Origin of the sequence: Cereibacter azotoformans (assembly GCF_021391315.1) — a bacterium.
GTDB classification, from domain to species: Bacteria; Pseudomonadota; Alphaproteobacteria; order Rhodobacterales; family Rhodobacteraceae; genus Cereibacter_A; species Cereibacter_A azotoformans.
Genome location: NZ_CP090022.1, coordinates 155,167 through 178,527 on the forward strand (window position 1 = coordinate 155,167; position 23,361 = coordinate 178,527).

A 23,361-nucleotide genomic window follows, 5' to 3' on the forward strand; every position below is an offset into this window, starting at 1 on the left:
GTGAGAAGCCGGAAAGGTTGCGGCAAGCCACCCCGTCCAGAGTCGGCCCGATGGAGAGAGCCATGAAGATCCTGCTTGCCGAGGACGACAGCCAGACCGCCGCCTACCTCCGGCAGGGCCTCTCGGCCGAGGGTTACAGCGTGGATCATGTGCCCGACGGCCGCGACGCGCTGGTGCAGGCGACGCTGCAAACCTACGACCTGCTGGTGATCGACCGGATGATGCCGGGGCTGGACGGGCTGTCGCTGGTCAAGGCCCTGCGCAGCGCGCAGGTCAAGGCCCCCATCCTGATCCTGACGGCGATGGGGGGCGTGACGGACCGGGTCGAGGGGCTTCAGGCGGGGGCCGACGACTACCTTGTGAAGCCCTTCGCCTTCTCGGAGCTTTCGGCGCGGCTTGCGGCGCTTGCCCGCCGCCCGGCCCTTGCCGAAACCGGGCGCGACGTGCTGCGCGTGGGCGATCTGACGCTCGACACGACGCGCCGCACCGCAACCCGCGGCGGCGTCGAGATCGACCTTCAGCCGCGCGAGTTCCGCCTGCTCGAGCATCTGATGCGCTCGGCGGGGCGGGTGCAGACCCGGACGATGCTGCTCGAGGCGGTCTGGGACTTTCACTTCGATCCCGGAACGAGTGTGGTCGAGACGCACATCAGCCGGCTGCGCGCCAAGATCGACCGGCCCTTCGAGAAACCGCTCCTCCATACGGTTCGGGGGGCGGGCTACATGCTGAAGGCATGAAGGCGACACCACATCCTTCCCGGCTCCGGGCGGGGGCCGCGCGCCTTCTGGGCTCGTCCTCGCTCCGGCTGGCGGCGCGGCTGACCCTGATCTTCGTGGCGGCGACGCTGCTTGCCGGGGTGGTGTCGGTGCCGCTGCTGACCGGGGCGCTGAAGGACCGGCTGCGCGCCGATGCCCGGCAGATGGCCGAGGCGCTCGCCGCGACATGGCAGGTGGCGGGTCTGGTGGACCTTCACGCCCAGATCGCCACCAACATCGCCACGACCCGCGACTTCGCCAACCTCTACCTCTTCATCGACAATTCCGGCCGGATCGTCTTCGGCAACTTCCATCTGCCCGAGCCCTTTGTCGGGGCGCGCGAACTGGTTTCGGGGCGCGACATGCGGCTGCCCGGCCCCGCGCCCGAGGGGCTCGGCTTCTCGGCCTACGGGCTGCGCATTCCCGCGGGCTACGTCATGGCCGCGCGCCAGACGACGGCCCTCGACGAGGTGAGGGCCATCGTGATCCGCTCGGTGGCCTTGGGCCTCGCGCTCGCGATCCTGCTCGCCGTGGCGGTGGCGGGCGTGCTTGCATGGCGGGCCGAGCGGCGGATCGCCCGCCTGTCCGATGTGCTGACCGGCGCCGCCGGCGGCGATCTGTCGAACCGGATCCGGGATGGCGGAAGCGACGACATCGGGCGCATCGCGCAGGCGGTGAATGCCATGCTCGACCAGCTCGAACTGACGGTCGAGAGCCTGCGTCAGGTCTCGTCCGACGTGGCCCATGATCTGAGAACCCCGATCACCCGGCTGCGAAGCTCGCTCGAGCCGCTGATGCTGCGCGAGGATCTGCCCGAGGATGCGGCGGCCGAGGTCGCCCTTGCCGTCGGCCAGGCGGACCGGATCGTGCGGATCTTCAACGCGGTGCTGCGGATCGCCCAGATCGAGGGCGGCGGTGCGCGGCCGCGCTTCGCGCCGCTGGATCTGGGCCAGCTCGTCACCGACCTGCACGAGATGCTCGAACCCGTCGCGGAAGAGCTGGGTCACAGCCTCACCGCCGATGTCGCGCCGGTGCGGGTGGAGGGCGACCGCGATCTGCTTGCGCAAGCGATCTCGAACCTCGTCGAGAATGCCTTCCGGCATTGCCCTGCCTCGGCGCGGATCAGCCTCGCCGTCCGCACGGTCGGCGCGGAGGCCCTGCTCACGGTCACGGACGATGGTCCCGGCATACCGGGGCCGGAACGCGAGGCGGTCTTTCGCCGCTTCTACCGGCTCGAGCGGAGCCGCAACAGCGAAGGAAGCGGCCTCGGCCTCAGCCTCGTGGCGGCGGTGCTGCGCCTCCACGGTGGGCGGGTGGACCTTGAGGACGCGCAACCGGGGCTGCGCGTCCTGCTGCGACTGCCGCTCAGCGCCGGGTGATATCCATGCCGGCGAGCGGGCAGTTGCCCTGATCGGCCACGGCGAGCTTGAGCGCCTGCGCCTCCTTCACGAGCCGGCAGACCATCGGAAAGCTGCTCGAGCCGCTGCCGCCCTCGGGGTCCGACAGGGTCAGAAGGCCGTTCACCGCCTCCCACTGGCCGGTGACCGAAGTGTCAAGCTCCACGTTGCGCATGGTGAAGGTGCCGTCCGGGACGAAGGTCGCGAACAGCGGCCCGATCCCGTAGGTGCCGGCCCGCAACTCGCCCACTTCCGCGGCCGGAGCAGGCTGAGGAGCCTCCGCCGTCTCGGCCGCCGGTTCGTCCTCGGCCGGTGCCTCGGCGGGGGCCGCGTCCTCTGCCTCTGCCGCCTCGTCGGCCGCGGCCTCCTCAGGGGCGGCGTCCGTGGGCGCGGCTGCGGCGTCTTCGGACGCGTCAACCTCCTCGGCCTGTGCCGCGGGCTCGTCAACCTCCTCGGTCGGCACGTCAGGCTCCCCGGCCTCTTCCGCCTCGTCAGAAGCGGGAGGCGCCTCTTCGGATGCGGGCTCGGGCGCCGCCTGTGCCCCTGCCCCGGCCGCGGCCGCAAGGGGCGCCGGGCCTTCGGTGGGCACCTTGAGATCCTGCTCGCCGATCCGCCGCTCGAGCTGCACGAGTTCCTCAGACCGCGAGGCCAGAAGCTGAGCCAGCGTCTCGACCATGCCCTGCAGGTCCGTCCGCTGCCGGGCCGCCGACTGGGCCGCCGCCACCAGCGCGCCGCTCTCGGACCGCAGCCCCTCCATCCGGCGATCGAGATCCTGCACCTCGCCGGCAAGCTTCGAGACGGTCGCGCGGAGTGTGTCCTCGCGGCCGGTCAGCTCCTTCAGCCGGGCATCCGCGGCCTTGAAATCCTCGATGGCCTTGGTCGTGCCCTGCTCGGCTTCGGCCCTGCGGCTGTCGAAACTCGCAATCTCCTCGCGCATCGGCGCCAGTTCGGACGAAAGCCGCTCATGCTCGGCCTCGACCGTCGCGAGTTCGGCCTGGGCCGCTTCAAGGTGGCTCCGGCGCTCGGCAAGCTGGCTCTCGGCCGCCTTCACCTGCGAGGTCAGCCCCGCCACTTCCGTCTCGAGCGCCGCGATCGAGCCGCTCAGCGCCGACTGCCGCGCCAGCTCTTCCAGCGCAAGATTGCGCTCGTTGTACATGTAGGCGCCGAACCCGGCGCCGCCCACGGCAATCACCGCCAGCGTCGCCGGCACGGCAACCGCCATTCCCATGCTCTTCGGCATGATACCCCCTTGCTTCCAACCTGCGACCGGGGGCCTGCCCGAAAGGCCGGGCCCCGGCACCGGAAGCAAGCTTACTGGTAGCGGCCGCCGCGCTCCAAGACTTCAATCTGGTATCCGTCGGGATCCGCGATGAAAAAGAACCGGGCGATCACCTCGCCCCCGGGGGCAAAGTCCACCAATTTCCGCGGGTTGAGCCCGGCTGCGGTCAGCCGGGCATGTTCGGCTGCGACATCTGCGACCGACACGGCCAGATGGCCGTAGCCGTCGCCGAGGTCATAGGGCTCGCTCCGGCCCTTGTTGACGGTCAGTTCCAGCTCGAACCCGCTCTCCGGGTTCGAGAGATAGATCAGCGTGAAGCTGTCGAAATCCAGCCTGTCGGCCACCTCGAGGCCAAAGGCCTCGCGGTAGAAGGCCACCGAGCGCGCCTCGTCCTGCACGCGGATCATGCTGTGGATCAGCTTGGCCAAGGAACCCTCCCAAATCCGTGAAACCGGGGCGGCTCGGCCGGCCGCCCCCAACCCTCAGGCCGCCGAAGCGCCGATGCCGGCCGCGCGGCGGCGCTCGACGCGGGCGCGGATGGCGGCAACATCCGTCACCGGCGTCGCGGCAAAGAGCGTCCGCGTGTAGTCGTGCTGCGGCGCGCCAAAGACCGCGTCGCGGGTACCGTATTCCACCACCTCGCCCTTCCACATCACCATCACCTCGTCGGCGATGTAACGCACCACCGACAGGTCATGGCTGATGAAGACATAGGTCAGGTCGAACTCTTCCTGCAGGTCGGCGAGCAGGTTCAGCACCTGCGCCTGCACGGAAAGATCCAGCGCCGAGACGGGTTCATCCAGCACCAGAAGCCGCGGGTTCACCATCAGCGCCCGCGCGATGGCGAGGCGCTGGCGCTGCCCGCCCGAGAACATGTGCGGATAGCGGTGGAAGTGCTCGGGCGCGAGGCCCACCTTCACCAGCATCGCCATCGCCTTCTCGCGCCGCGTCTCGGCGCTGTCCTTCGTGTTCAGGATCAGCGGCTCCATCAGCATGTCGCCGACCTTCTGGCGCGGGTTGAGCGAGCCGTAGGGGTTCTGGAACACGATCTGCACCTTGCGGCGCAGGCCCGGCGGCAGTCCTTGCGTCGCGATATCGATCTTTTCGCCGTCGATCAGCAGATCGCCCTCGGTCGCGGGGTCGATCAGGGTGATGATCCGCGCCAGCGTGGACTTGCCGCAGCCGCTTTCACCCACCACGGCCAGGGTACGGCCCTGCTCGACGGCAAAGGAGATACCCTTGAGCGCGCGCACGGGCCGCGCCCGGCGGAAGAGCCCGCCGGAGCCTGCGTAGTCGCGCACGATGTTGCGGGCTTCGAGAACCGGGGCCATCAGACGCCTCCTGCCAGAGCTTCGGTATCGACGAAATCCGAGACCGTGGGCAGGCGGTCGCCGGTCGCAAGTTCGGGCAGCGCCTTGGTGTAAGGATGCTGCGGCGCCTCGAAGATCCCGAGCACACCCGCCTCCTCCATCTTGCGGCCCTTGTACATCACCACCACCCGGTCGGCGGTCTCGGCCACCACGCCCATGTCGTGGGTGATCATGATCATCCCCATCCCGGTGTCCTCCTGCAGCTTCATCAGGAGGTCGAGGATCTGCTTCTGGATCGTCACGTCGAGCGCGGTCGTCGGCTCGTCCGCGATCAGGAGCTTCGGCTTGCAGGCGATGGCCATGGCGATCATCACCCGCTGGCACTGGCCGCCCGACATCTGGTGCGGGTAGGAGGCCAGCCGCGCCTCGGGGTCGGGGATGCCGACCGCCTGGAACAGTTCGATCGCGCGGGCGCGACGTGCGCGGGCGCCAAGGCCGAGATGGACGCGCAGCACCTCCTCGATCTGGAAGCCAACGGTGAAGCAGGGGTTGAGCGAGGCGATCGGCTCCTGGAAGATCATCGAGATGTCGCGCCCGATGAGCTTGCGCCGGTCGGCGTCCGACATGCTCAGCATGTCGCGGCCGTCAAAGCGGAGGAGGTCGGCCTCGACCCGCGCCGTCGCGGGCAGAAGGCCCATCGTGGCCAGCATCGCCACCGATTTGCCCGAGCCGCTCTCGCCCACCACCGCCAGCACCTCGCGGCTGTTGACGGTCATGTCGATGCCCTTCACGGCGTGGAAGCGGCCGGTCGAGGTGGCGAAGCTGACCGAGAGGTTGCGGATTTCGAGAAGCGCCATGATCTCAGCTCCGCTTCAGTTTCGGGTCGAGCGCGTCGCGCAGCCCGTCGCCCACGAGGTTGATCGCCAGCACCGTGGTCAGGATCGCAAGGCCGGGGAAGGTCACCACCCACCAGGCGCGCAGGATGAACTCGCGCGCCTCGGCGAGCATGGTGCCCCATTCCGGAGTCGGCGGCTGCGCCCCCATCCCGAGGAAGCCGAGCGCCGCCGCATCCAGAACCGCGTTCGAGAAGGAGAGCGTGCCCTGCACGATCAGCGGCGCGAGGCAGTTCGGAAGGATGGTGCGGAACATCAGCCGAAGCCGCCCCGCCCCCGCCACGCGCGCGGCCATGACATATTCGCGGTTCTTCTCGGCCATCACCGCCGCGCGGGTAAGCCGCGCGAAGTGCGGTTGCAGCACGATGGCAATGGCGATCATCGCGTTGGTGAGGCCGGGCCCGAGGATCGCCACCATCACCAGCGCCAGCAAGAGCGACGGGAAGGCGAGGATGACGTCCATCACCCGCATGATGACGGCATCGACCCAGCCGCCGAAGAAGCCCGCGACGAGGCCGAGGATGATCCCGCCCGTCAGCGCGATCGAGACCACGACGCAGCCGATGAAGAGCGACTGCCGCGCGCCGAAGATCAGCCGCGAGAGGATGTCGCGCCCCACCGCATCGGTGCCCAGAAGGAAGGTCGTGCTGCCGCCCTCCTGCCAGAACGGCGGGATGAGCAGCGCGCCGCGGTTCTGCAGCGTCGGGCTGTGCGGGGCCAGAAGCGGCGCAAAGATCGCGACCAGCACCAGCGCGAGGAAGACGCCAAGGCCGATCACGGCGCCGCGGTTTTCCGAGAAGTAGAACCAGAACTCGCGCAGGATGCGGCGCTTTTCCGAGGTCGGCGGGGCGGGGGGTGTCACGGCGGTCATGGAACCCTCACGAATGACGGATGCGGGGGTTGATCACCCCGTAGAGCAGATCGACGATCAGGTTCACCACCATCACGACGCCCGCCATGAGCAGGAGGCCCCCCTGCACCGACGGATAGTCGCGGCGCGAGATGGAATCGATCATCCACTTGCCGATGCCGGGCCAGGAGAAGATCGTCTCGGTCAGGATGGCGCCGGCCATCACCACGCCCACCTGCAGGCCGATCGTCGTGACAACCGGGATCAGCGCGTTCCTCAGCGCATGGACCGAGATCACGCGGAACGGGCTCATGCCCTTGGCGCGCGCGGTGCGGACATAGTCCTCGCCCAGCACCTCGAGCATGGCCGAGCGCGACTGGCGCGCGATGACCGCCATCGGGATCGTCGCCAGCACGATCGCCGGCAGGATCAGGTGGCGCACCGCCGAAGTGAAGGCGCCCTTCTGCCCCGAAACGAGCGAATCGTAGAGCATGAAGCCCGTGCCGTTCGGGAAGTAGTAGAGCAGGTCGATCCGCCCCGAGACCGGCGTCCAGCGCAGGATGCCCGAGAAGAAGATGATGAGCAGCAGGCCCCACCAGAAGATCGGCATGGAATAGCCCACCAGCGCCGTTCCCATCGAGATCTGGTCGAACCAGCTGCCCCGCTTGATCGCGGCGAAGACGCCCAGCGGAATGCCGATCAGCGTGGCCAGCGTGACCGCCACAAGCCCAAGCTCGACCGTCGCCGGGAAGAGCGTCAGGAACTCGGTCAGGACCGGCTTCTTGGTGGTCAGCGACAGGCCGAAGTCGCCCTGGAAGAGATTTCCCAGAAAGTCGAAATACTGGACCCAGATCGGGCGGTCGAAGCCGAGCTGGGCCGAGAGCTGCGCATGACGCTCGGGCGTGATGCCACGCTCGCCCGCCATCAGCAGCACCGGATCGCCCGGCAACAGCCGCACGAAGCCGAAGGCCACGATGGTGATGCCGATGAAGGTCGGTATCAGATAGGCAAGCTTGCCGATGAGGAATCTGATCATCTGAACCCTGAATGATGAGAGGCGCGCCGGGATCCTCCCGACGCGCCTGCCCGTTACTTTAGCCGTTTCACTCTTCGATATCGACGCCCGAGAAGCCGTGTTTGCCCAGCGGGTTCATCACATAGCCCGAGACCTTCTTCGACATCGGCATGAAGACCGTCGAATGGGCGATGGTGGCCCAGGGGTTCTCGCGCTTGAAGACGAGTTGCGCCTCTTCGTAGAGTTTGGCGCGCTCGTCCTGATCCGCCGTGACCTTCGCCTTCTGGATCAGGTCGTCGAACTCCTTGTTGCACCACTGGGCCCGGTTCGCGCCGCCGTCGCCGGTGGCCGCGCAGCCCAGAAGCACGCCGAGGAAGTTGTCCGGGTCGCCGTTGTCGCCCGTCCAGCCGAGGATCACCGCGCCCTTGCGGGCCGGGTCGGTCGATTTCTTCAGATACTCGCCCCACTCGTACGAGACGATCTCGACGTTGACGCCGATCTTGGCCAGGTCTTCCTGCATCAGCTCGGCCGTGCGGCGCGCGTTCGGCATGTAGGGCCGCTGCACCGGCATGGCCCAGATCTCCATCGAGAGATCCGAGACCCCGGCCTCGGCCAGAAGCGCCTTGGCGGCCTCGGGATCGTAGGGGTTCTCCTCGACCGCGTCGTTGTAGCTCCACATGGTCGGCGGGATCGGGTTCTTGGCCACCTGCCCCGTGCCCTGGAACACGGCGTCAAGGACAGCCTCCTTGTTCAGCGCCATGTTGAGCGCGCGCCGCACATCGGGGTTGTCGAAGGGCGCGATGGTGGTGTTGTAGGCGAGATAGGCCACGTTCAGGCCCGGCTGCTCCATCACCTGCAGGTTCGGGTCGGCCTTCAGCGCCTCGATGTCGGCGGGCGCCGGATAGGGCATGATGTGGCATTCGCCGGCCTGCAGCTTCTGCATGCGCACCGCCGGGTCGGGGGTGATGGCGAAGATCAGGTCGTCGATCTTCTCGCGGCCGGCCCAGTAGTCGTCATGGGCCTGGTAGCGGATCACCGCGTCCTTCTGGTAGGCCACGAACTTGAACGGGCCGGTGCCGACGGGGGCGTTGTTGAGGTCTTCCTTGCGGTTCTCGGCCTCGAGCTTGTCGGCATATTCCTTCGACAGGATCGAGGCGAAGTCCATCGCGAGGTTCGCGAGGAAGGGCGCCTCGGGACGGGTCAGGACGAACTTCACCGTCAGGTCATCGACCTTCTGGATCTCCTTGATCACGGTCGGCATTTCCATGCCGCTGTAATATTCGTAGGTGATCCCGGTCACATACTGGTGCCACGGGTTTTCCTCATCGCCCTGGCGCAGGAACGAGAAGATCACGTCATCGGCGTTCAGGTCGCGCGTGGGCGTGAAGAAGTCGGTGGTGTGGAACTTGACGCCCGGACGCAGGCGGAAGGTGTATTCCAGCCCGTCGTCCGAGATCTCATAGCTTTCGGCAAGCCCCGGGGCGATCTCGGTCGTGCCCGGCTTGAACTCGACCAGCTGGTTGTAAACGGTCTGACTCGCGGCGTCGAAGGTGGTGCCGGACGTGTAGGGTGCGGCGTCGAAGCCCTCCGGCGAACCTTCCGAGCAATAGACCAGCGTCTTGGCGTGGGCTCCGGCAGCAGCCATCAGGGCCAGCGACGACGCGGCCAGCAGATGAGCGAATCTCATGGGTGAACCTCCATCATGTTGGAAGTGCCGTCTTCTTGCGAACGAGCGGCGCCTCGGAGCGGATCAAATGCCGTCGTGAGAACGTTTGCAAGGCCGATTCTCAAGCATGACGTAGCGGCTCCGCGGCAAAATGGGAACCTGCATTGACTATTTGCGTTCCGCAAAGCGGGCAGCGACGGTCCGCCGCAGGTCCGCAAGGAAGAGGGTGATGGCGAAGGAACTCAGGCAGGGCGACAAGGTAGCCTGGAACACGAGCCAGGGGGAGACCGAGGGCCGGATCGTGAAGAAGCAGACCCGCGACACCAAGATCAAGGGACACAAGGTCTCGGCGTCGCCCGACGATCCGCAGTATGTGGTTCAGAGCGACAAGACCGGCGCGAAGGCCGCCCACAAGCCCCAAGCCCTCCGCAAGAAGTAGCAACGCTCGCGGGTCTTTGGGGCGACATCTGGCCTGCGACCAAGCACCCGCCCTTCGGCAACCGCTCGCCGAAGCGATTTGCGGCCCTTGCGGTTTCGGATAGGCTCGGGAGCCGAGGCAGAACCAACAAGATCACAGGAGAGCGGGATGCAGGCAACGCGGCGGATGATGATGCTCGGGCTTCTGGCGGCGGGCTTGGCGGGTTGCGGCGGCGGCGTGGGTCTCTCCCCCGCTCCGGAGCCCGCCATGCGCGCGGTGCCGAACCCGGCATGGGACGCATGGGTGGCGGGCTTCCGGCCGCGGGCGCTCGGCGCCGGCATCGCCCCGGACACGTTCGACCGCGCCTTTCGCGGCGCGGGCTTCCTGCCGCAGGTCATCGAACGCGACCGCAACCAGACCGAGTTCACGCGGACGACCGAAGATTATCTGGCCATCGCCGCCTCCGACGAGCGGATCGCCCTGGGCCGGGCGGCCCTTGCCCGCCACGCGGCCGTGCTGTCGCGCATCGAAGCCCGCTACGGCGTCGAGGCCGAGGTCGTGACGGCGGTCTGGGGCCTCGAAAGCCGCTACGGCGAGCGCCGCGGCGATGTGCCTGTCATCTCGGCGCTCTCCACCCTGGCCTTCGACGGCCGCCGGGGCGCCTTCTTCGAGAGCCAGCTGATCGCAGCCCTCAAGATCGTGCAGGCGGGCGACACCGATCCGGCGCACCTGACCGGCAGCTGGGCCGGCGCGATGGGCCACACCCAGTTCATCCCCACCTCCTACCTCGCCTATGCGGTGGATTTCGACGGAGACGGCCGGCGCGACATCTGGTCGGACGATCCGACCGACGCGCTGGCCTCGGCCGCGGCCTATCTCTCGCGCTCGGGATGGCAGCGGGGCCAGCCCTGGGGCGTCGAGGTGCAACCGCCTGCGGGCTTCAATCCCGGCCTGGCCGGGCGCGGCACGACCCGCAGCCCCTCGGCCTGGGCGAGCCTCGGGGTGCGCGACATGGACGGGCGGGCCGTGCCGGACCACGGCCCCGCCTCGATCCTGATCCCGATGGGCCTCGCGGGTCCGGCCTTCATGGTGTTCCGCAACTTCACCGTCATCACGCGCTACAACAACGCCGAGAATTACGTCATCGGGGTCGGCCATCTCTCGGACCGCCTGCGCGGCCGTCCCCCGATCCGGGGCAGCTTCCCGCCCGATGCCCGCGGCATGACCATGCGGGACCGCCAGGAGCTTCAGCGCCGTCTGACCGCCGCGGGATACGACACCGGCGGGACGGACGGGGTGATCGGCTCCAGAAGCCAGGGTGCGATTTCCGCCTACGAGGCGGCCAACGGCCTGCCCGTAACGGGGCAGCCCTCGCTCGGCCTGCTTCGCAGACTGGGGGGCTGACCCGCATCCGGCCTCGACCTCACGGGCATGGCACGAGGCCGGAACCCTTGAACGCGGGCGAAGACTGCGGTATGAGCACCGGGTGAAGCCGGTGGCGCTCTGCCACCCCTTCATCATGCGGACGTAGCTCAGTTGGTAGAGCACCTGCCTTCCAAGCAGGATGTCGCGAGTTCGAACCTCGTCGTCCGCTCCAAGCCCCCTTGATTCAGTGTCGGGCCAAGCCCATAGACCTGCGGCCTTGTCATGGGCCAAATGCAAGAGGCGCCAGCAGTGCCAGCGCCCCGAGCGTCGCGATGATGGGCGTCGTGCACACGCGAAGATCGCGCGCGCCGGATCAGTTCTTCACCTTGCCGGCGGAATCCACAAGCTCGGCCTTTTTCCGTTGCGCCCACTCGCGGCCCGGATCGCCCCCCCACAGCAACCAGCCGACATATTCCGGCGACGGATCCTCCTCGTTGCCGAAGTTCTCGTCCTGCTTGTGCACTTCCTGCCGGTCGAAGAAGTTCACCATCCGCTTGATCGTCTGAGGGGACAGCGACTTGCGCCCCTTCAGATCGCGCGCCCGTGCGACACCCACATTGGTGCCCCCCCGCTTGTACTTCCGGCGGAGTTCGAGCCCCTTCTCCGCCACCGAAGCGACCTCCGGCGGCGGTGTAAGATCGATACTCTTGTCTTTCATCTTGACCATCACCCCAAAGTCTCCCCCCAAGGAAACACCTGACAACGCACAGGAAGGGAAATGGTTCCCGCTATCTCACTCCGATGAACGGAGAACTTGCGCAGGCCGCGCCCGCAGCGGGCGCAACGCAAAGCCAAGGCCCGCGAGCAGCGTGGCGACCACGCCGCCGGCGACGATGGCCAGCGCCGAGACGGGCTCGAACCGATAGCTGGCCTGCATGACGAAGGTCATCACGGCCCATCCGGCCAGACCTCCGGCGAGGATGGCCACAAGTCCCGCCGCCGCCCCCAGAAGCCCCGAGCGCAGCGCGAAGCTCGCGAGGATCCGGCCCCGCGTGGCCCCGAGCGTCTTCAGCACGGCCGCCTCGTAGATCCGCCCGCGCTCGCCCGCCGCAGCGGCGCCGATCAGCACCACAAGGCCCGTCACCAGCGTCGCCGCCGCGGCCCAGGCCGTCGCCGTGGCGATGGCCGAGAGCGCCTCGCTCACCCGGTCGATCGCATCCTTGACGCGGATGGCGGTGATGTTGGGATAGTCCGAGGCCAGCTCCCGAAGGATGCGGCCCTCGGCCTGCGGCTCGGCATAGACGGTGGCGATGAAGGTGTGGGGCGCGCCCTGAAGGGCGGCCGGGTTCATCACCATCACGAACCCCATGCCGGCCGACGAGAAATCCACCTCGCGCAGGGATGTGATCTCGGCCTCGATGTCGCGGCCCAGGATGTTGACGGTCAGCCGGTCTCCGAGCTTGAGGCCGATCTCGGCGGCCTCTTCAGCGGCAAAGGACACCTGCGGCGGCCCCTGATAATCCTCGGGCCAGAAGGTGCCCGCCACCACCCGCGCGGTCTCGTCGGGTCGGGCGGCGTAAGAGATGCCGCGGTCCCCCCGCACGACCCAGTGCTCGCCCGCCACCTCGCGCGCGGGCGTGCCATTGATCCGGGTGAGGACGCCCCGCAGCATGGGCGCCGCATCGACGCGGCTCACCTCGGCGTCGGCCTCAAGCCGGCCGAGGAAGCCGTCGATCTGGTCCTGCTGGATGTCCACGAAGAAGTAGGACGGCGCGCGCTCGGGCAGGTCGCGCGAAATCGCCGAGCGGAGGTTGGCGTCGATCTGGCCCACGGCGGCCAGCACCGAGAGGCCGAGGCCGAGCGACAGGATGACGGACGCCGCCTCTTCCCGCGGTCCGCCGATCGAGGAGAGCGCAAGACGCAGCGCCGTGCGCCCGCGGGCAAGGCGCGAGCGCGCGGCCCGCCGTGCGGCGCGACGCAGCGCAAGCGCGGCCAGCGCCAGCACCGCCAGCGCCCCTGCAATTCCGCCCGCCGATCCGAGCGCGAGAAGCGCCGTGCCCGAGAAGGCCACCGCGCCCCCCACGAGCAGCGCCGCCACCGCGCCCGTGGCCAGCAGCCACGGCCACCGCGGGCGCCCTCCGCCCCCGGTGCCGCGGTAGAGGGCGGCGGCACGGACACCCTCGGTGCGCGCCAGCGGCCAGAGCGTGAAGAGCAGCGCGGTCAGGATGCCGTAGAAGGCCGCCTCGGCCAGCGGCGCGGGGTAGATGCCGAAGGCGATCGGGAAAGGCAGCGAGGCCACGATGAAGGGCGAGGCCGCCAGAGGCAGGAGAATCCCGAGCAGCAGGCCCGCCGCCACGCCAAGCGCGGTCAGCACGCCGATCTGCAGCAGATAGGCCAGGAAGATCGTGCTGCCCTCGGCGCCCAGGGTCCGCAGCGTTGCGATCGTGGCGATCTTGCCCTCGAGATAGGCCCGCACGGCCGCCGAGATGCCGACGCCCCCCACCGCAAGACCGGCCAGCCCGACGAGGACCAGGAAGGATCCGGTCCGGTCCACGAACCGCTCGACGCCGGGGCTCGCGCGGCGGCTGTCCGACCAGCGCATCCCCTTGTCGCGGAAGGCCGCCTCGGCCTCGGCCTGCGCCGCTGCCAGATCGGTCCCGGCCGGCAGGTCGAGCCGGTATTCCGTCTCGTAGAGCGTGCCGGGGCCGAGCAGCCCCGACGCCCCCAGGGCCGAACTGTGCACGAGCGTGCGCGGGCCGAAGGCAAAGCCTCCGGTGATGCTGTCGGGCTCGCGCACCAGAACGGCGCCGAGCCGGAAGTTCTGGTTGCCGAGCCGGAAGCTTTCGCCGATGCCGATCCCGAGCCGGTCCGCCAGAACCCGGTCCATGACCGCGCCGGGCAGACCGCGGCGGGCCAGCGCCTCCTCGAGCGGGAACGGCGGATCGAGTTCCACCTCTCCCACCAGCGGGTAGAGATCATCGACGCCCTTGACCTGCGTCAGGGCGCGCTCTTCGCCCACGACGGCCATCGAGCGGAATTCGACCACCTCCGAGACGCGCTCGGCCCGCTCATCCATCCAGGCGCGCTCTTCGGATGTGGCGAAGCGGTAGGTGAACTCCATCTGCGCGTCGCCGCCCAGCAGCACCGCGCCCTGATCGGTAAGGCCGGCCTCGATGGCCGACCGAACCAGCCCCACCGCCGCGATGGCGGCCACGCCCAGCGTGAGGCAGGCGAGAAAGACGCGGAAGCCGCGAAGGCCGCCGCGCAACTCGCGCCGCGCGATCCGTGCCGCGTTCCTCATGCCGCCTTGCGCTCCTCGCCCGCGACCAGCCCGTCGGCCAGCCGCACCACCCGGTCACAGCGCGCGGCAAGCTCCGGCGCGTGGGTCACGAGCACGAGCGTCGCCCCGTGCCGGTCACGCAGCCCGAAGAGCAGATCCATGATCGCGGCCCCGTTCACCCCGTCGAGGTTGCCCGTCGGCTCGTCGGCCAGAAGGATCGCGGGCCGCGGAGCCGCCGCGCGGGCGAGCGCCACCCGCTGCTGCTCGCCCCCCGACATCTGCGAGGGATAGTGATCCATCCGCCGACCCAGCCCCACCGCGCGCAACTCGGCCTCGGCCCGTTCGAAAGCGTCGCGCACGCCCGCAAGCTCCAGCGGCACCGCCACATTTTCCAGCGCCGTCATGGTGGGGATAAGGTGGAAAGACTGGAAGACCACCCCCATATTCCCCCGGCGGAACCGCGCGAGCTGGTCCTCGTCCATCGCCGTCAGATCCTGGCCCAAGGCCATGACCGAGCCGCCGGTGGCGCGTTCCAGCCCGCCCATCAGCATCAGGAGAGACGACTTGCCCGACCCCGAAGGCCCCACAAGACCCAGCGTCTCGCCGCGCCGGATGTCCAGGTCGATCCCCTTCAGGATCTCGACCGGCCCCGCATTCCCTGCCAACGTCAGCCGCGCGTCCCTCAGCGCAAGGATCGTCTCGCTCATGCACCTCGCCTCTCTCAACCTCAGTCCCCGATATGGCGCGCTTCGCGCGATGCGCAACATGTCGCTGGCCCTTGTCTTCTCGGCCATGCCGTCGCTGGCCGCCGAGGACGTCACGGTGCTGGCCCTGGGCGACAGCCTGACCGCCGGCTACGGACTGCCGGAAGGAGAGGGCTTCGTTCCGCAGTTGCAGCAATGGCTGCGGGACCACGGCCAGGCCGTCGAGGTGGTGAATGCGGGCGTCTCGGGCGACACGACGGCGGGGGGGCTCGCGCGGCTGGGCTGGAGCCTGACCCCCGAGGTCGATGCCATGATCGTGAACCTCGGCGGCAATGACATGCTGCGCGGACTCGACCCCGGGCTCAGCCGCTCGAACCTTGAGGCGATCCTCAAGGAGGCAAGGGCGCGCGAACTGCCCGTGCTGCTGGTCGGGCTCGAGGCGCCGGGCAACTACGGCCCCGACTACAAGCGCGACTTCGACGCCATCTTCCCGGACCTCGCCCGCAGCTACGAGGCCGATCTCGAGGCCAACTTCTTCGCGCCGCTGACCGCCCGTCTCGACGAACCCGACGCGCGCCAGCGTTACATGCAGCCCGACGGCATCCATCCCAGCACCGAGGGCGTGGCGGTGATCGTCGAGGAGATCGGCCCCAGGGTGCAGGCGCTGGTCGAACGCGCGCGGAACTAGGCGATCCGCAAGCCTCGCGCGCGGCCGGCGGATCGGACAGGCACGATGGCGGGACGCGCAGCGAAGGTCCCCTCCCCGCCCTCCCGAACGGCTTGGAGCGGCCGCGCAGGCGACCTATATGACGGGCCTCTGCCACGGAGAATCCCCCCATGTCCGGCCATGTGAACATCCTGAAGCTCTGCGTCGGCGCGGAGGCCGTGGAAGATCTGCTCGACTGGCAGAAAAGTCAGCACCACCGCTGGCCCGACGGCCATCCGCGCCACATCACCCGGATGTGGCCCAAACGCGAGGCCGAGGTGCTGGCCGGAGGCTCGCTCTACTGGGTGTTCAAGGGGCTCGTGCTGGCGCGCCAGCCGATCCGGGCCCTCGAGAGCGTCACTGGCGCGGACGGGATTGCGCGCTGCGCGCTGGTGCTTGATCCCGAGGTGATCCGCACCGTCCCTGCCCCGCGGCGGCCCTTCCAGGGCTGGCGCTATCTCTCGCCCGAGGAGGCGCCAGCGGACCTGCCCAAGGGGCGGGCGAAGGAAGAGGCCCTGCCCCCGGAACTGGCCCAGGCGCTGGCCGACATCGGCCTCAGGTAGCGACGAGGTCCGGCAGCTCCAGGCCGAGGCGGCGGCCAAGCACCTGCAGCGGCGCCGCGGCTTCGCACCAGTGGGCCCTGCGCGAGGCAAAGAGCACGGCCTGCGAACTGTGGATCAGCGCATCCGACAGGATCTTCAGATTGTTAGCGCGCAAGGTCTCGCCCGACGAGGTGATGTCCGCGATCGCCTCGGCGGTGCCGTTCTTCACCGTGCCCTCGGTCGCGCCCTGGCTGTCCACCAGTTGATAGTCGGCAACGCCATTCTCGGTCAGAAACTCGCGCACGAGACGATGATACTTGGTGGCGATCCGCAGGCGGAAGCCGTGCGTGGCCCGGAAGGCCGCCGCCACCGCGTCGAGATCGTCCAGCGTGTCCACGTCGATCCAGAACGACGGCACGGCAATGATGAGGTCGGCATGTCCGAAGCCGAGCGGCGCCAGCTCGGCCACCTGCGTCCGCCAGTCGGCCAGCTTCTCGCGCACGAGATCGGACCCCGTGACCCCGAGATGGATACGCCCCGCCCCCAGCTCGCGCGGGATCTCGCCCGCCGAGAGGAGCACGAGTTCGACGCCCTCGATCCCCTCCACGGCACCGGAATATTCCCGTTCGGCCCCCGTCTGGCGCATCGTCACGCCGCGCGTGCCGAACCAGTCGAAGGTCTTTTCCATCAGCCGGCCCTTGGACGGCACTCCGATCTTCAGCGTCATGCGAGCCCCTTCAGCCTGGCCACGAGGCCCGGACGGATCACGCCACCCACGGCGGGGATGGATCGGCCCTGCCCCAGCACCGCCGTCAGCGCATCATACCGTCCGCCGGTCGAAACCGGCGGCAGTGCCGGATCGGCGGCGTGGAAGCTGAAGACGAAGCCATCGTAATATTCGAGCGAACTCTGGCCGTGGCTCGCGTCGAAGGGCAGGTGCTCCACCGCGATCCCGCGCGCCGAGAGGGCGCCCAGACGGCGCGCGAAGCGGGCGACCGACGGCCCCAGCGACGGCATCCGGCGGGCAAGCCCCTCCAGCCGGTCCAGCGCGGCCGGCGCCGCATCCTCGAGCGACAGGAGGTCGTCAAGGACCGCCGTCTCCTCGGCCCCCAGCGGCGCGGCCGCGGCATCCTCGACCAGCGCGGCGGCCCGAGCCTCGATCTCGCCCGGCTCGCGCAGGCCGATGGCGGGGCCCGCAGCCTCCATCAGTTCCACCGCGCCCGCCCCCGACAGCCGGTCCAGAAGGCGCAGCCGCGCCTCGGGCACCGGCGTGCGGCCTGCAAAGCGGTCGAGCAGCGCGCGGAACCGGTTGGGCCGCCATACATGACGCAGGAGGGCCGCCTTGCGCTTCTCGGTGGTCGAAAGACCGCGCACTGCCGCCATCAGGATGCCGATGTCGCCCGTCGCGGCCCGAAGGTCCAGCGGCGCCAGAAGCTCGGCAATCAGCGCGAAGACCTCGGCATCGGCGGCCTCGGGTTCGGCCCGGTCGAACAGCTCGAAGCCCACCTGCATGTATTCCGACGCGCGCGGGCCGACATGTTCCTGCCGACGGAAGACCTCGCCCATGTAGGTGTAGCGCGCGGGTTCGGCCCCTTCGCCCATGTGCGCCTGCACCACCGGCACGGTGAAGTCGGGGCGCAGCATCATCTCGCCGCGCAGCGGGTCCGAGGTGACATAGGCCCGTGCCCGGATATCCTCGCCATAGAGGTCGAGGAGCGTGCCCGCGGGCAGCAGGATGTCGGCCTCGACCGGCACCGCCCCCGCCGCCTGAAAGGCCGCAAAGAGCGCCTCGGCTTCCGCGCGCACCGCAGCCTTGGTCACGAGAGCATGTCCTTCACGCCCTGCGCGAGCGCCGCCCGCGGCACCTCGACCTGCGCCGGGCGGCTCTTCCATTCCTCGAGGCTCGCGCCCGCGGCGATCTTCGCACCCAGCACGAGATCCTTCAGCACCACCACATCCCGCGCCGCCTCGTCCGAGCCCTGGATCACCGCCACCGGAGATTTCCGCGCATCGGCATATTTCAACTGGTTGCCGAAGTTCTTCGGGTTGCCGAGGTAGAGCTCGGCCCTGAGGCCCGCGCGGCGCAGCTCGCCCACCATCGCCATGTAGTCGCCCATCCGGTCGCGGTCCATGACGGTCACGACCACCGGGCCCTGCGCCTCCTGCCCCGCCCGACCCTTGGCGCGCAGCGCCGCGAGCAGCCGGTCCACCCCGATCGACACGCCGGTCGCCGGCACCGACTGGCCGGTGAAGCGCTTCACCAGATCGTCGTAGCGCCCGCCGCCCGCGACCGAGCCGAACTGCCGCTTGCGGCCCTTCTCGTCGAGGATCTCGAAGGTCAGCTCGGCCTCGAACACGGGGCCGGTGTAATAGCCAAGGCCCCGCACCACCGAGGGGTCCACCACGATCCGGTCAGGCCCGTAGCCCTGCGCGTCGAGCAGTTCGGCGATGGTCTCGAGCTCCTGCACGCCTTCGCGCCCGAGGGTCGAGCCTCCGACCAGCTCGCGCAGCCGCGTCGCTGTCTCGGCGCCGGTGGCACGTTTGGCGGCCATGAAGCCCATCACCACCTCGGCCTGTTCGTCCGAGAGCCCCGCCCCCCTGGTGAAGTCGCCCGAGTCATCCTTGCGCCCCGCCCCGAGCAGGGCCCGGACACCCGTCTCCCCCAGCCGATCGATCTTGTCGATGGCGCGCAGGACGATGCCGCGCTCGGCCTCGAACTTCGACGGGTCCGAGGGATCGAGCACACCCGCCACCTCCATCACCCCGTTCAGGACCTTCCGGTTGTTCACCCGCACGATATAGTCGCCGCGGGGAATGCCCACGACCTCGAGCGCATCCGACAGCATGGCGCAGATCTCGGCATCAGCCGCGACGCTCGCCGAGCCCACCGTATCCGCGTCGCACTGGTAGAACTGGCGGAATCGCCCCGGCCCCGGCTTCTCGTTGCGCCAGACGGGGCCCATCGCATAGCGGCGGTAGGGGCTCGGCAGGTCGTTGCGGAACTGCGCCGCCACCCGCGCGAGCGGCGCCGTCAGGTCGTAGCGCAGCGCGAGCCAATCGCCATCCTCGTCCTGCCAGCCGAAGACGCCCTCGTTCGGACGGTCCACGTCGGGCAGGAACTTGCCGAGCGCCTCGACCGTCTCGACCGCCGAGGTTTCCAGCGGATCGAAGCCGTAGCGATGATAGACCTCGGCCACCGCATCGAGCATCACCTTGCGCTCGGTCACATCCGCCCCGAAATAGTCGCGGAAGCCCTTGGGCGTTTCCGCGCGCGGGCGGCGGGAAGCCTTGTCCTTGGCCATGGATCGCACCCTTCGCTGTTCGTCGCGCGCGGTGTATCGGATGGGCGGCCCGCGGACAAGCGCCGGGCGAAGCAGGAGGAGACAGGCGATGGACGACCGGATCGAGGCGGCCGAGGTGCAGATCGCGCATCTGGTGCGCAGCGTCGAGGATCTTTCGGAGGTGGTGGCGCGGCAGGCGGGCGAGATCTCGCAGCTCCGCCGCCGCGTCGAGATGCTGCTCGAACGCGAGGCCGAGCGCGAAGCCGACGGCGTGGCCGTCCTCGCCGACCAGCGCCCGCCGCACTACTGAGCGCCCGGATCAGATCTCCTCGACCATCTCGACACCCGGAACGGCGCGAAGCGCGCTGCGGATCTGGGGCGAGACGGCAAAATCCTGACCCAGCTCGATGTCGATCTCCTGCCCGCCCGAGGGGTCGCGCACGCAGATCCGCACCGGCGCCCGGGCGCGTCCCTGCGCGCGGGCGAGCAGCGCCGCCACCGAGGCGGCGGCCTCGGCGCGGTCGAGATGGACGCGCAGGCTCATGGCGCCCGCATCGGCCGCCACCGCATCAATGGGCGCGACCCCACGGGCGAGCAGCTTCAGGCTGTCGCCCTCGAGCGTGGCCTCGACCGTCAGCACCACATGGCCGCCCGGTTCCAGCAGGTCGCGCGCCTGTTCCAGCACGTCCGAGAAGACGGTGCATTCGTAAAGCCCGGTCGGGTCCGAGAGCTGGACGAAGGCAAAGCGGTTGCCCTTGGCCGACTTCTTCTCCTGCCGCGACGAGACGGCGCCCGCGAGCTTGGCCACCATCGGCCCCCGCTGCGCCAGATCGGTCAGCGCCGCGAGTGTGGTCACGTTCCGCCGCTTCAACGCCCCCATGTAATCGTCGAGCGGATGGCCCGAAAGATAGAAGCCGATGGCCTGATGCTCCTGCGCCAGCCGCTCGACCGGCAGCCAGTCGTCACGGTTGGGAAGGCGCGGCTCGGGAATGTCCGCCCCCGCCTCGCCGAAGAGCGAGACCTGGCTTGAATTTCGCGCTTCGTGAATGGCGGCGGAATAGGAAACCAGCGCGTCCAGCGCCTCGAACACCCGCGCGCGGTTGCGGTCGAGCGCGTCGAAGGCCCCGGCGCGCGCCAGCATCTCGAGCGGGCGCTTGCCGATCTTCTTCAGCTCGACCCGCCGCGCCATGTCGAAGAGCGTGGCGAAGGGCCGGTCGCCGCGGGCCTCGACGATGAGCCGCATCGCCTCGACGCCCACGTTCTTCAGCGCGCCGAGCGCATAGACCACCGCCCCGTCGCGCACCGTGAAGGTGGCGAGCGAGGCATTCACGCAGGGCGCCACGGTGCGGATGCCGAGCTTGTCCACCTCGCGCTTGTAGACGGCGAGCTTGTCCGTCAGGTGGATATCGCAGTTCATCACCGCGGCCATGAATTCGACCGGATGGTTCGCCTTCAGCCAGGCGGTCTGGTAGCTGACGACCGCATAGGCCGCGGCGTGCGACTTGTTGAAGCCGTAGTTCGCGAATTTCTCCAGCAGGTCGAAGACTTCGCCCGCTTTCTTCGTGTCGATCCCGTGGGTCTTCTTCGCGCCCTCGATGAACTTCGGGCGCTCCTTCGCCATCTCCTCGGCGATCTTCTTGCCCATGGCGCGGCGCAACAGGTCCGCGCCGCCCAGCGTATAGCCCGCCATGACCTGCGCGATCTGCATCACCTGTTCCTGATAGACGATGATGCCCTGCGTCTCCTTCAGGATCGGGTCGATGGTCGGATGCAGGCTCTCCAGCTCACGCAGCCCGTGCTTCACCTCGCAATAGACCGGGATGTTCTCCATCGGCCCCGGACGGTAGAGCGCGACCAGCGCCACGATATCCTCGATGCAGGTGGGCTTCATGCGCCGCAGCGCATCCATCATCCCCGAGCTTTCGACCTGGAACACCGCGACGGTCTTGGCCTGGGCGTAAAGCTCGTAGGTGGCCTTGTCCTCGAGCGGAATGTGCCCGATGTCGTTCTCGGCTCCCGGCGGCGGGTCGTAAAGCACCCGCCCGTCCGCCGCCATGTGCAGGGGCCGCCCCGTGCCGCGGATCAGGTCGATCGCGTTCTGGATCACGGTCAGCGTCTTGAGGCCCAGGAAGTCGAACTTCACCAGCCCCGCGGCTTCCACCCATTTCATGTTGAACTGGGTGGCCGGCATGTCCGAACGCGGGTCCTGATAGAGCGGCACCAGCTCGTCGAGCGGCCGGTCGCCGATCACCACGCCCGCGGCATGGGTCGAGGCGTTGCGCAGAAGCCCCTCGACCTGCATCCCGTAGTCGAGCAGCCGCTTGACCACCTCCTCGGTCTTGGCGGCCTCGCGCAGGCGCGGCTCGTCGGCCAGCGCCTTCTGGATCGAGACGGGCTTCACCCCCTCGACCGGGATCATCTTCGACAGCCGGTCCACCTGCCCGTAGGGCATCTGGAGGACGCGGCCCACGTCGCGGACGGCGGCCTTCGACAGGAGCGCGCCGAAGGTGATGATCTGCCCCACCTTGTCGCGGCCGTACTTCTCCTGGACGTAGCGGATGACCTCCTCGCGCCGGTCCATGCAGAAGTCGATGTCGAAGTCCGGCATCGAGACCCGCTCGGGGTTCAGAAACCGCTCGAAGAGAAGCTGGTAACGCAATGGATCCAGGTCGGTAATCGTCAGCGCGTAGGCCACGAGGCTGCCCGCGCCCGACCCCCGCCCCGGCCCCACCGGGATGCCGTTGGCCTTCCCCCACTTGATGAAGTCGGCCACGATCAGGAAGTAGCCCGGAAAGCCCATCTGCTCGATGATGCCAAGCTCGAAGGCAAGGCGCGCCTCATAGTCCTCGACCGGCGCCGCATGGGGGATCACGGCGAGGCGGGCGGCCAACCCACCCTTCGCCTGCCGCCGCAGCTCCTCCACCTCGTCGTCGGCGAAGCGCGGCAGGATCGGCGGGCGCTTTGCGGCCTTGAACGCGCAGCGGCGCGCGATCTCGACCGTGTTCTCCACCGCTTCGGGCAGGTCGGCGAAGAGCGCGACCATCTCGGCCTCGGACTTGAAGTAATGCTGCGGCGTCAGCCGCCGCCGCGGCGCCACCTGATCGACATAGGCACCCTCGGCGATGCAGATCAGCGCATCATGCGCCTCATACATTTCGGGCTTCGGGAAGTAGACGTCGTTGGTGGCCACCAGCGGCAGGCCCATCGCATAAGCGAGCTCCACATGCCCGGGCTCGGTCGCACGCTCGGCCTCGGTCAGCCGCCCGCCCTCGCCCGGATGGCGCTGCAACTCGACATAGAGCCGCCCCGGATAGACCGCGGCAAGCCGGCCCAGCAGCGCCTCGGCCTTCGCCCGCTGCCCTTCCCGCAGATGCCGGCCCACCGGCCCGTCCGGCCCGCCGGTGAGACAGATCAGCCCGCTCGCATGCCGCTCCAGCTCCTCCAGCGTCACCTGCGGCAGCGCCCCCTCCTTGCCGAGATAGAGGCAGGAGGAGAGCTTCATCAGGTTGCCGTAACCCGCTTCGTTCTGGGCGAGCAGCACGACGGGCGCGGGCGGCTTCGCCCGCTCGCCGAGCGCCGCCGTCTCATAGGCGACCGAGACCTGACAGCCGACAATGGGCTGGATCCCGGCGCCGCTTGCCAGCACCGAGAATTCCAGCGCGGCGAACATGGCGTTGGTGTCCGTCACCGCCACCGCCGGCATGGCGGCCGCGGTGCACAGGCCGATCAGCTTCTTGACCGGCACCGCGCCTTCCAGCAGCGAATATTCGGTATGGACGCGGAGGTGGATGAATCGGGGGGCGTTCGACATGGCGTGAAGCCTACAGAACCCGGGCCGGGCCGGAAAGACGCCGTGGCGCCGTCTTGTCGAAGGCCGGACCCCCTTGCCATCCGGCGTCC

General features: G+C 69.0%; 21 protein-coding genes and 1 tRNA gene. 8 read left to right on the top strand and 14 right to left on the bottom strand.

The genetic code is table 11. The features are described from left to right. The first annotated feature begins 62 nt into the window (after positions 1-62). Together LV780_RS15820 and LV780_RS15825 are read left to right on the top strand one after the other, a co-directional pair. The gene (locus LV780_RS15820; RefSeq protein WP_108221190.1) at positions 63-737 is read left to right on the top strand and encodes a response regulator; all 675 of its coding nucleotides are present in this window, start codon (positions 63-65) and stop codon (positions 735-737) included. Further along, positions 734-2,134: a HAMP domain-containing sensor histidine kinase gene (locus LV780_RS15825; RefSeq protein WP_108221189.1), complete on the top strand. Its 1,401-nt coding sequence runs from the start codon at positions 734-736 to the stop codon at positions 2,132-2,134. The genes LV780_RS15820 and LV780_RS15825 overlap by 4 nt, the downstream gene beginning before the upstream one ends. Here LV780_RS15825 and LV780_RS15830 read toward each other — a convergent pair. From LV780_RS15830 to LV780_RS15860, 7 genes are all read right to left on the bottom strand, one after another. After that, positions 2,121-3,392 (bottom strand): hypothetical protein, encoded by a 1,272-nt coding sequence (locus LV780_RS15830; RefSeq protein ID WP_108221188.1) that lies wholly within the window; start codon positions 3,390-3,392, stop codon positions 2,121-2,123. The two genes, LV780_RS15825 and LV780_RS15830, sit on opposite strands and share 14 nt — an antisense overlap. A gap of 71 nt (positions 3,393-3,463) precedes the next feature. Then, a complete protein-coding gene (locus LV780_RS15835; RefSeq protein WP_011910844.1) occupies positions 3,464-3,859 on the bottom strand; it encodes a VOC family protein in 396 nt (131 codons plus the stop codon). Between the two features lie 54 nt (positions 3,860-3,913). Then, the gene (locus LV780_RS15840; protein ID WP_108221187.1) at positions 3,914-4,762 is read right to left on the bottom strand and encodes an ATP-binding cassette domain-containing protein; all 849 of its coding nucleotides are present in this window, start codon (positions 4,760-4,762) and stop codon (positions 3,914-3,916) included. Next, positions 4,762-5,598: an ABC transporter ATP-binding protein gene (locus tag LV780_RS15845; RefSeq protein WP_117345115.1), complete on the bottom strand. Its 837-nt coding sequence runs from the start codon at positions 5,596-5,598 to the stop codon at positions 4,762-4,764. The genes LV780_RS15840 and LV780_RS15845 overlap by 1 nt, the downstream gene beginning before the upstream one ends. Positions 5,599-5,602: 4 nt before the next feature. Continuing rightward, positions 5,603-6,505, bottom strand: coding sequence for an ABC transporter permease subunit (locus LV780_RS15850; RefSeq protein WP_011910841.1), 903 nt, complete (start codon positions 6,503-6,505; stop codon positions 5,603-5,605). A gap of 7 nt (positions 6,506-6,512) precedes the next feature. Then, positions 6,513-7,520: an ABC transporter permease subunit gene (locus tag LV780_RS15855; protein WP_011910840.1), complete on the bottom strand. Its 1,008-nt coding sequence runs from the start codon at positions 7,518-7,520 to the stop codon at positions 6,513-6,515. A gap of 67 nt (positions 7,521-7,587) precedes the next feature. Further along, positions 7,588-9,186: an ABC transporter substrate-binding protein gene (locus tag LV780_RS15860; RefSeq protein WP_108221186.1), complete on the bottom strand. Its 1,599-nt coding sequence runs from the start codon at positions 9,184-9,186 to the stop codon at positions 7,588-7,590. 208 nt (positions 9,187-9,394) lie between these two features. On the opposite strand from LV780_RS15860, the gene LV780_RS15865 reads away from it, so the two are divergent. From LV780_RS15865 to LV780_RS15875, 3 genes are all read left to right on the top strand, one after another. Then, a complete protein-coding gene (locus LV780_RS15865) occupies positions 9,395-9,604 on the top strand; it encodes a hypervirulence associated TUDOR domain-containing protein (RefSeq protein ID WP_108221185.1) in 210 nt (69 codons plus the stop codon). 147 nt (positions 9,605-9,751) lie between these two features. Then, a complete protein-coding gene (locus tag LV780_RS15870) occupies positions 9,752-10,987 on the top strand; it encodes a lytic murein transglycosylase (RefSeq protein ID WP_108221184.1) in 1,236 nt (411 codons plus the stop codon). Between the two features lie 117 nt (positions 10,988-11,104). After that, a tRNA-Gly gene (locus LV780_RS15875) sits at positions 11,105-11,180 on the top strand. Positions 11,181-11,321: 141 nt separating this feature from the next. Here the strand turns inward: LV780_RS15875 and LV780_RS15880 are convergent. The 3 genes from LV780_RS15880 to LV780_RS15890 form a co-directional block, all read right to left on the bottom strand. Next, a complete protein-coding gene (locus LV780_RS15880) occupies positions 11,322-11,675 on the bottom strand; it encodes a hypothetical protein (RefSeq protein WP_044249411.1) in 354 nt (117 codons plus the stop codon). Positions 11,676-11,741: 66 nt separating this feature from the next. Further along, entirely contained in the window at positions 11,742-14,249 is a 2,508-nt protein-coding gene (locus LV780_RS15885) for an ABC transporter permease (protein WP_108221183.1), read from the bottom strand. Further along, complete coding sequence (locus LV780_RS15890) at positions 14,246-14,935, bottom strand: ABC transporter ATP-binding protein (protein ID WP_011910832.1); 690 nt, start codon at positions 14,933-14,935, stop codon at positions 14,246-14,248. Before LV780_RS15890 ends, LV780_RS15885 begins: the two co-directional genes overlap by 4 nt. On the opposite strand from LV780_RS15890, the gene LV780_RS15895 reads away from it, so the two are divergent. Together LV780_RS15895 and LV780_RS15900 are read left to right on the top strand one after the other, a co-directional pair. Next, a complete protein-coding gene (locus LV780_RS15895; RefSeq protein WP_181318501.1) occupies positions 14,934-15,620 on the top strand; it encodes an arylesterase in 687 nt (228 codons plus the stop codon). The two genes, LV780_RS15890 and LV780_RS15895, sit on opposite strands and share 2 nt — an antisense overlap. A gap of 149 nt (positions 15,621-15,769) precedes the next feature. Further along, positions 15,770-16,201 (top strand): DUF1489 family protein, encoded by a 432-nt coding sequence (locus tag LV780_RS15900; RefSeq protein WP_108221182.1) that lies wholly within the window; start codon positions 15,770-15,772, stop codon positions 16,199-16,201. On the opposite strand, the gene hisG is transcribed toward LV780_RS15900, so the two are convergent. Genes hisG through hisS form a run of 3 tightly spaced genes read right to left on the bottom strand, consistent with a single transcriptional unit; the run spans position 16,194 to position 19,482 of the window. Continuing rightward, positions 16,194-16,907: an ATP phosphoribosyltransferase gene (hisG, locus tag LV780_RS15905; RefSeq protein ID WP_108221181.1), complete on the bottom strand. Its 714-nt coding sequence runs from the start codon at positions 16,905-16,907 to the stop codon at positions 16,194-16,196. The two genes, LV780_RS15900 and hisG, sit on opposite strands and share 8 nt — an antisense overlap. Beyond that, positions 16,904-18,001: an ATP phosphoribosyltransferase regulatory subunit gene (locus tag LV780_RS15910; RefSeq protein WP_108221180.1), complete on the bottom strand. Its 1,098-nt coding sequence runs from the start codon at positions 17,999-18,001 to the stop codon at positions 16,904-16,906. The genes hisG and LV780_RS15910 overlap by 4 nt, the downstream gene beginning before the upstream one ends. Then, positions 17,998-19,482, bottom strand: coding sequence for a histidine--tRNA ligase (hisS, locus tag LV780_RS15915; RefSeq protein WP_101339966.1), 1,485 nt, complete (start codon positions 19,480-19,482; stop codon positions 17,998-18,000). The genes LV780_RS15910 and hisS overlap by 4 nt, the downstream gene beginning before the upstream one ends. A gap of 88 nt (positions 19,483-19,570) precedes the next feature. On the opposite strand from hisS, the gene LV780_RS15920 reads away from it, so the two are divergent. Next, positions 19,571-19,771 (top strand): SlyX family protein, encoded by a 201-nt coding sequence (locus LV780_RS15920; protein WP_108221179.1) that lies wholly within the window; start codon positions 19,571-19,573, stop codon positions 19,769-19,771. Positions 19,772-19,780: 9 nt separating this feature from the next. Here the strand turns inward: LV780_RS15920 and dnaE are convergent, their stop codons facing one another. Next, positions 19,781-23,272, bottom strand: a complete 3,492-nt coding sequence (dnaE, locus tag LV780_RS15925) for a DNA polymerase III subunit alpha (RefSeq protein WP_108221178.1) — start codon at positions 23,270-23,272, stop codon at positions 19,781-19,783. Positions 23,273-23,361 lie beyond the last annotated feature (89 nt).

Excerpts from the sequence above, each read along its gene's own strand:
- LV780_RS15870 (WP_108221184.1), top strand. The coding sequence starts at position 9,752 with ATGCAGGCAACGCGGCGGATGATGATGCTCGGGCTTCTGGCGGCGGGC.
- LV780_RS15855 (WP_011910840.1), bottom strand. The coding sequence starts at position 7,520 with ATGATCAGATTCCTCATCGGCAAGCTTGCCTATCTGATACCGACCTTC.
- hisG (WP_108221181.1), bottom strand. The coding sequence starts at position 16,907 with ATGACGCTGAAGATCGGAGTGCCGTCCAAGGGCCGGCTGATGGAAAAG.
- LV780_RS15830 (WP_108221188.1), bottom strand. The coding sequence starts at position 3,392 with ATGCCGAAGAGCATGGGAATGGCGGTTGCCGTGCCGGCGACGCTGGCG.
- LV780_RS15880 (WP_044249411.1), bottom strand. The coding sequence starts at position 11,675 with ATGGTCAAGATGAAAGACAAGAGTATCGATCTTACACCGCCGCCGGAG.
- hisS (WP_101339966.1), bottom strand. The coding sequence starts at position 19,482 with ATGGCCAAGGACAAGGCTTCCCGCCGCCCGCGCGCGGAAACGCCCAAG.
- LV780_RS15895 (WP_181318501.1), top strand. The coding sequence starts at position 14,934 with ATGCACCTCGCCTCTCTCAACCTCAGTCCCCGATATGGCGCGCTTCGC.
- LV780_RS15890 (WP_011910832.1), bottom strand. The coding sequence starts at position 14,935 with ATGAGCGAGACGATCCTTGCGCTGAGGGACGCGCGGCTGACGTTGGCA.
- LV780_RS15840 (WP_108221187.1), bottom strand. The coding sequence starts at position 4,762 with ATGGCCCCGGTTCTCGAAGCCCGCAACATCGTGCGCGACTACGCAGGC.
- dnaE (WP_108221178.1), bottom strand. The coding sequence starts at position 23,272 with ATGTCGAACGCCCCCCGATTCATCCACCTCCGCGTCCATACCGAATAT.
- LV780_RS15900 (WP_108221182.1), top strand. The coding sequence starts at position 15,770 with ATGTCCGGCCATGTGAACATCCTGAAGCTCTGCGTCGGCGCGGAGGCC.
- LV780_RS15860 (WP_108221186.1), bottom strand. The coding sequence starts at position 9,186 with ATGAGATTCGCTCATCTGCTGGCCGCGTCGTCGCTGGCCCTGATGGCT.
- LV780_RS15865 (WP_108221185.1), top strand. The coding sequence starts at position 9,395 with ATGGCGAAGGAACTCAGGCAGGGCGACAAGGTAGCCTGGAACACGAGC.
- LV780_RS15885 (WP_108221183.1), bottom strand. The coding sequence starts at position 14,249 with ATGAGGAACGCGGCACGGATCGCGCGGCGCGAGTTGCGCGGCGGCCTT.
- LV780_RS15850 (WP_011910841.1), bottom strand. The coding sequence starts at position 6,505 with ATGACCGCCGTGACACCCCCCGCCCCGCCGACCTCGGAAAAGCGCCGC.
- LV780_RS15920 (WP_108221179.1), top strand. The coding sequence starts at position 19,571 with ATGGACGACCGGATCGAGGCGGCCGAGGTGCAGATCGCGCATCTGGTG.
- LV780_RS15825 (WP_108221189.1), top strand. The coding sequence starts at position 734 with ATGAAGGCGACACCACATCCTTCCCGGCTCCGGGCGGGGGCCGCGCGC.
- LV780_RS15820 (WP_108221190.1), top strand. The coding sequence starts at position 63 with ATGAAGATCCTGCTTGCCGAGGACGACAGCCAGACCGCCGCCTACCTC.
- LV780_RS15845 (WP_117345115.1), bottom strand. The coding sequence starts at position 5,598 with ATGGCGCTTCTCGAAATCCGCAACCTCTCGGTCAGCTTCGCCACCTCG.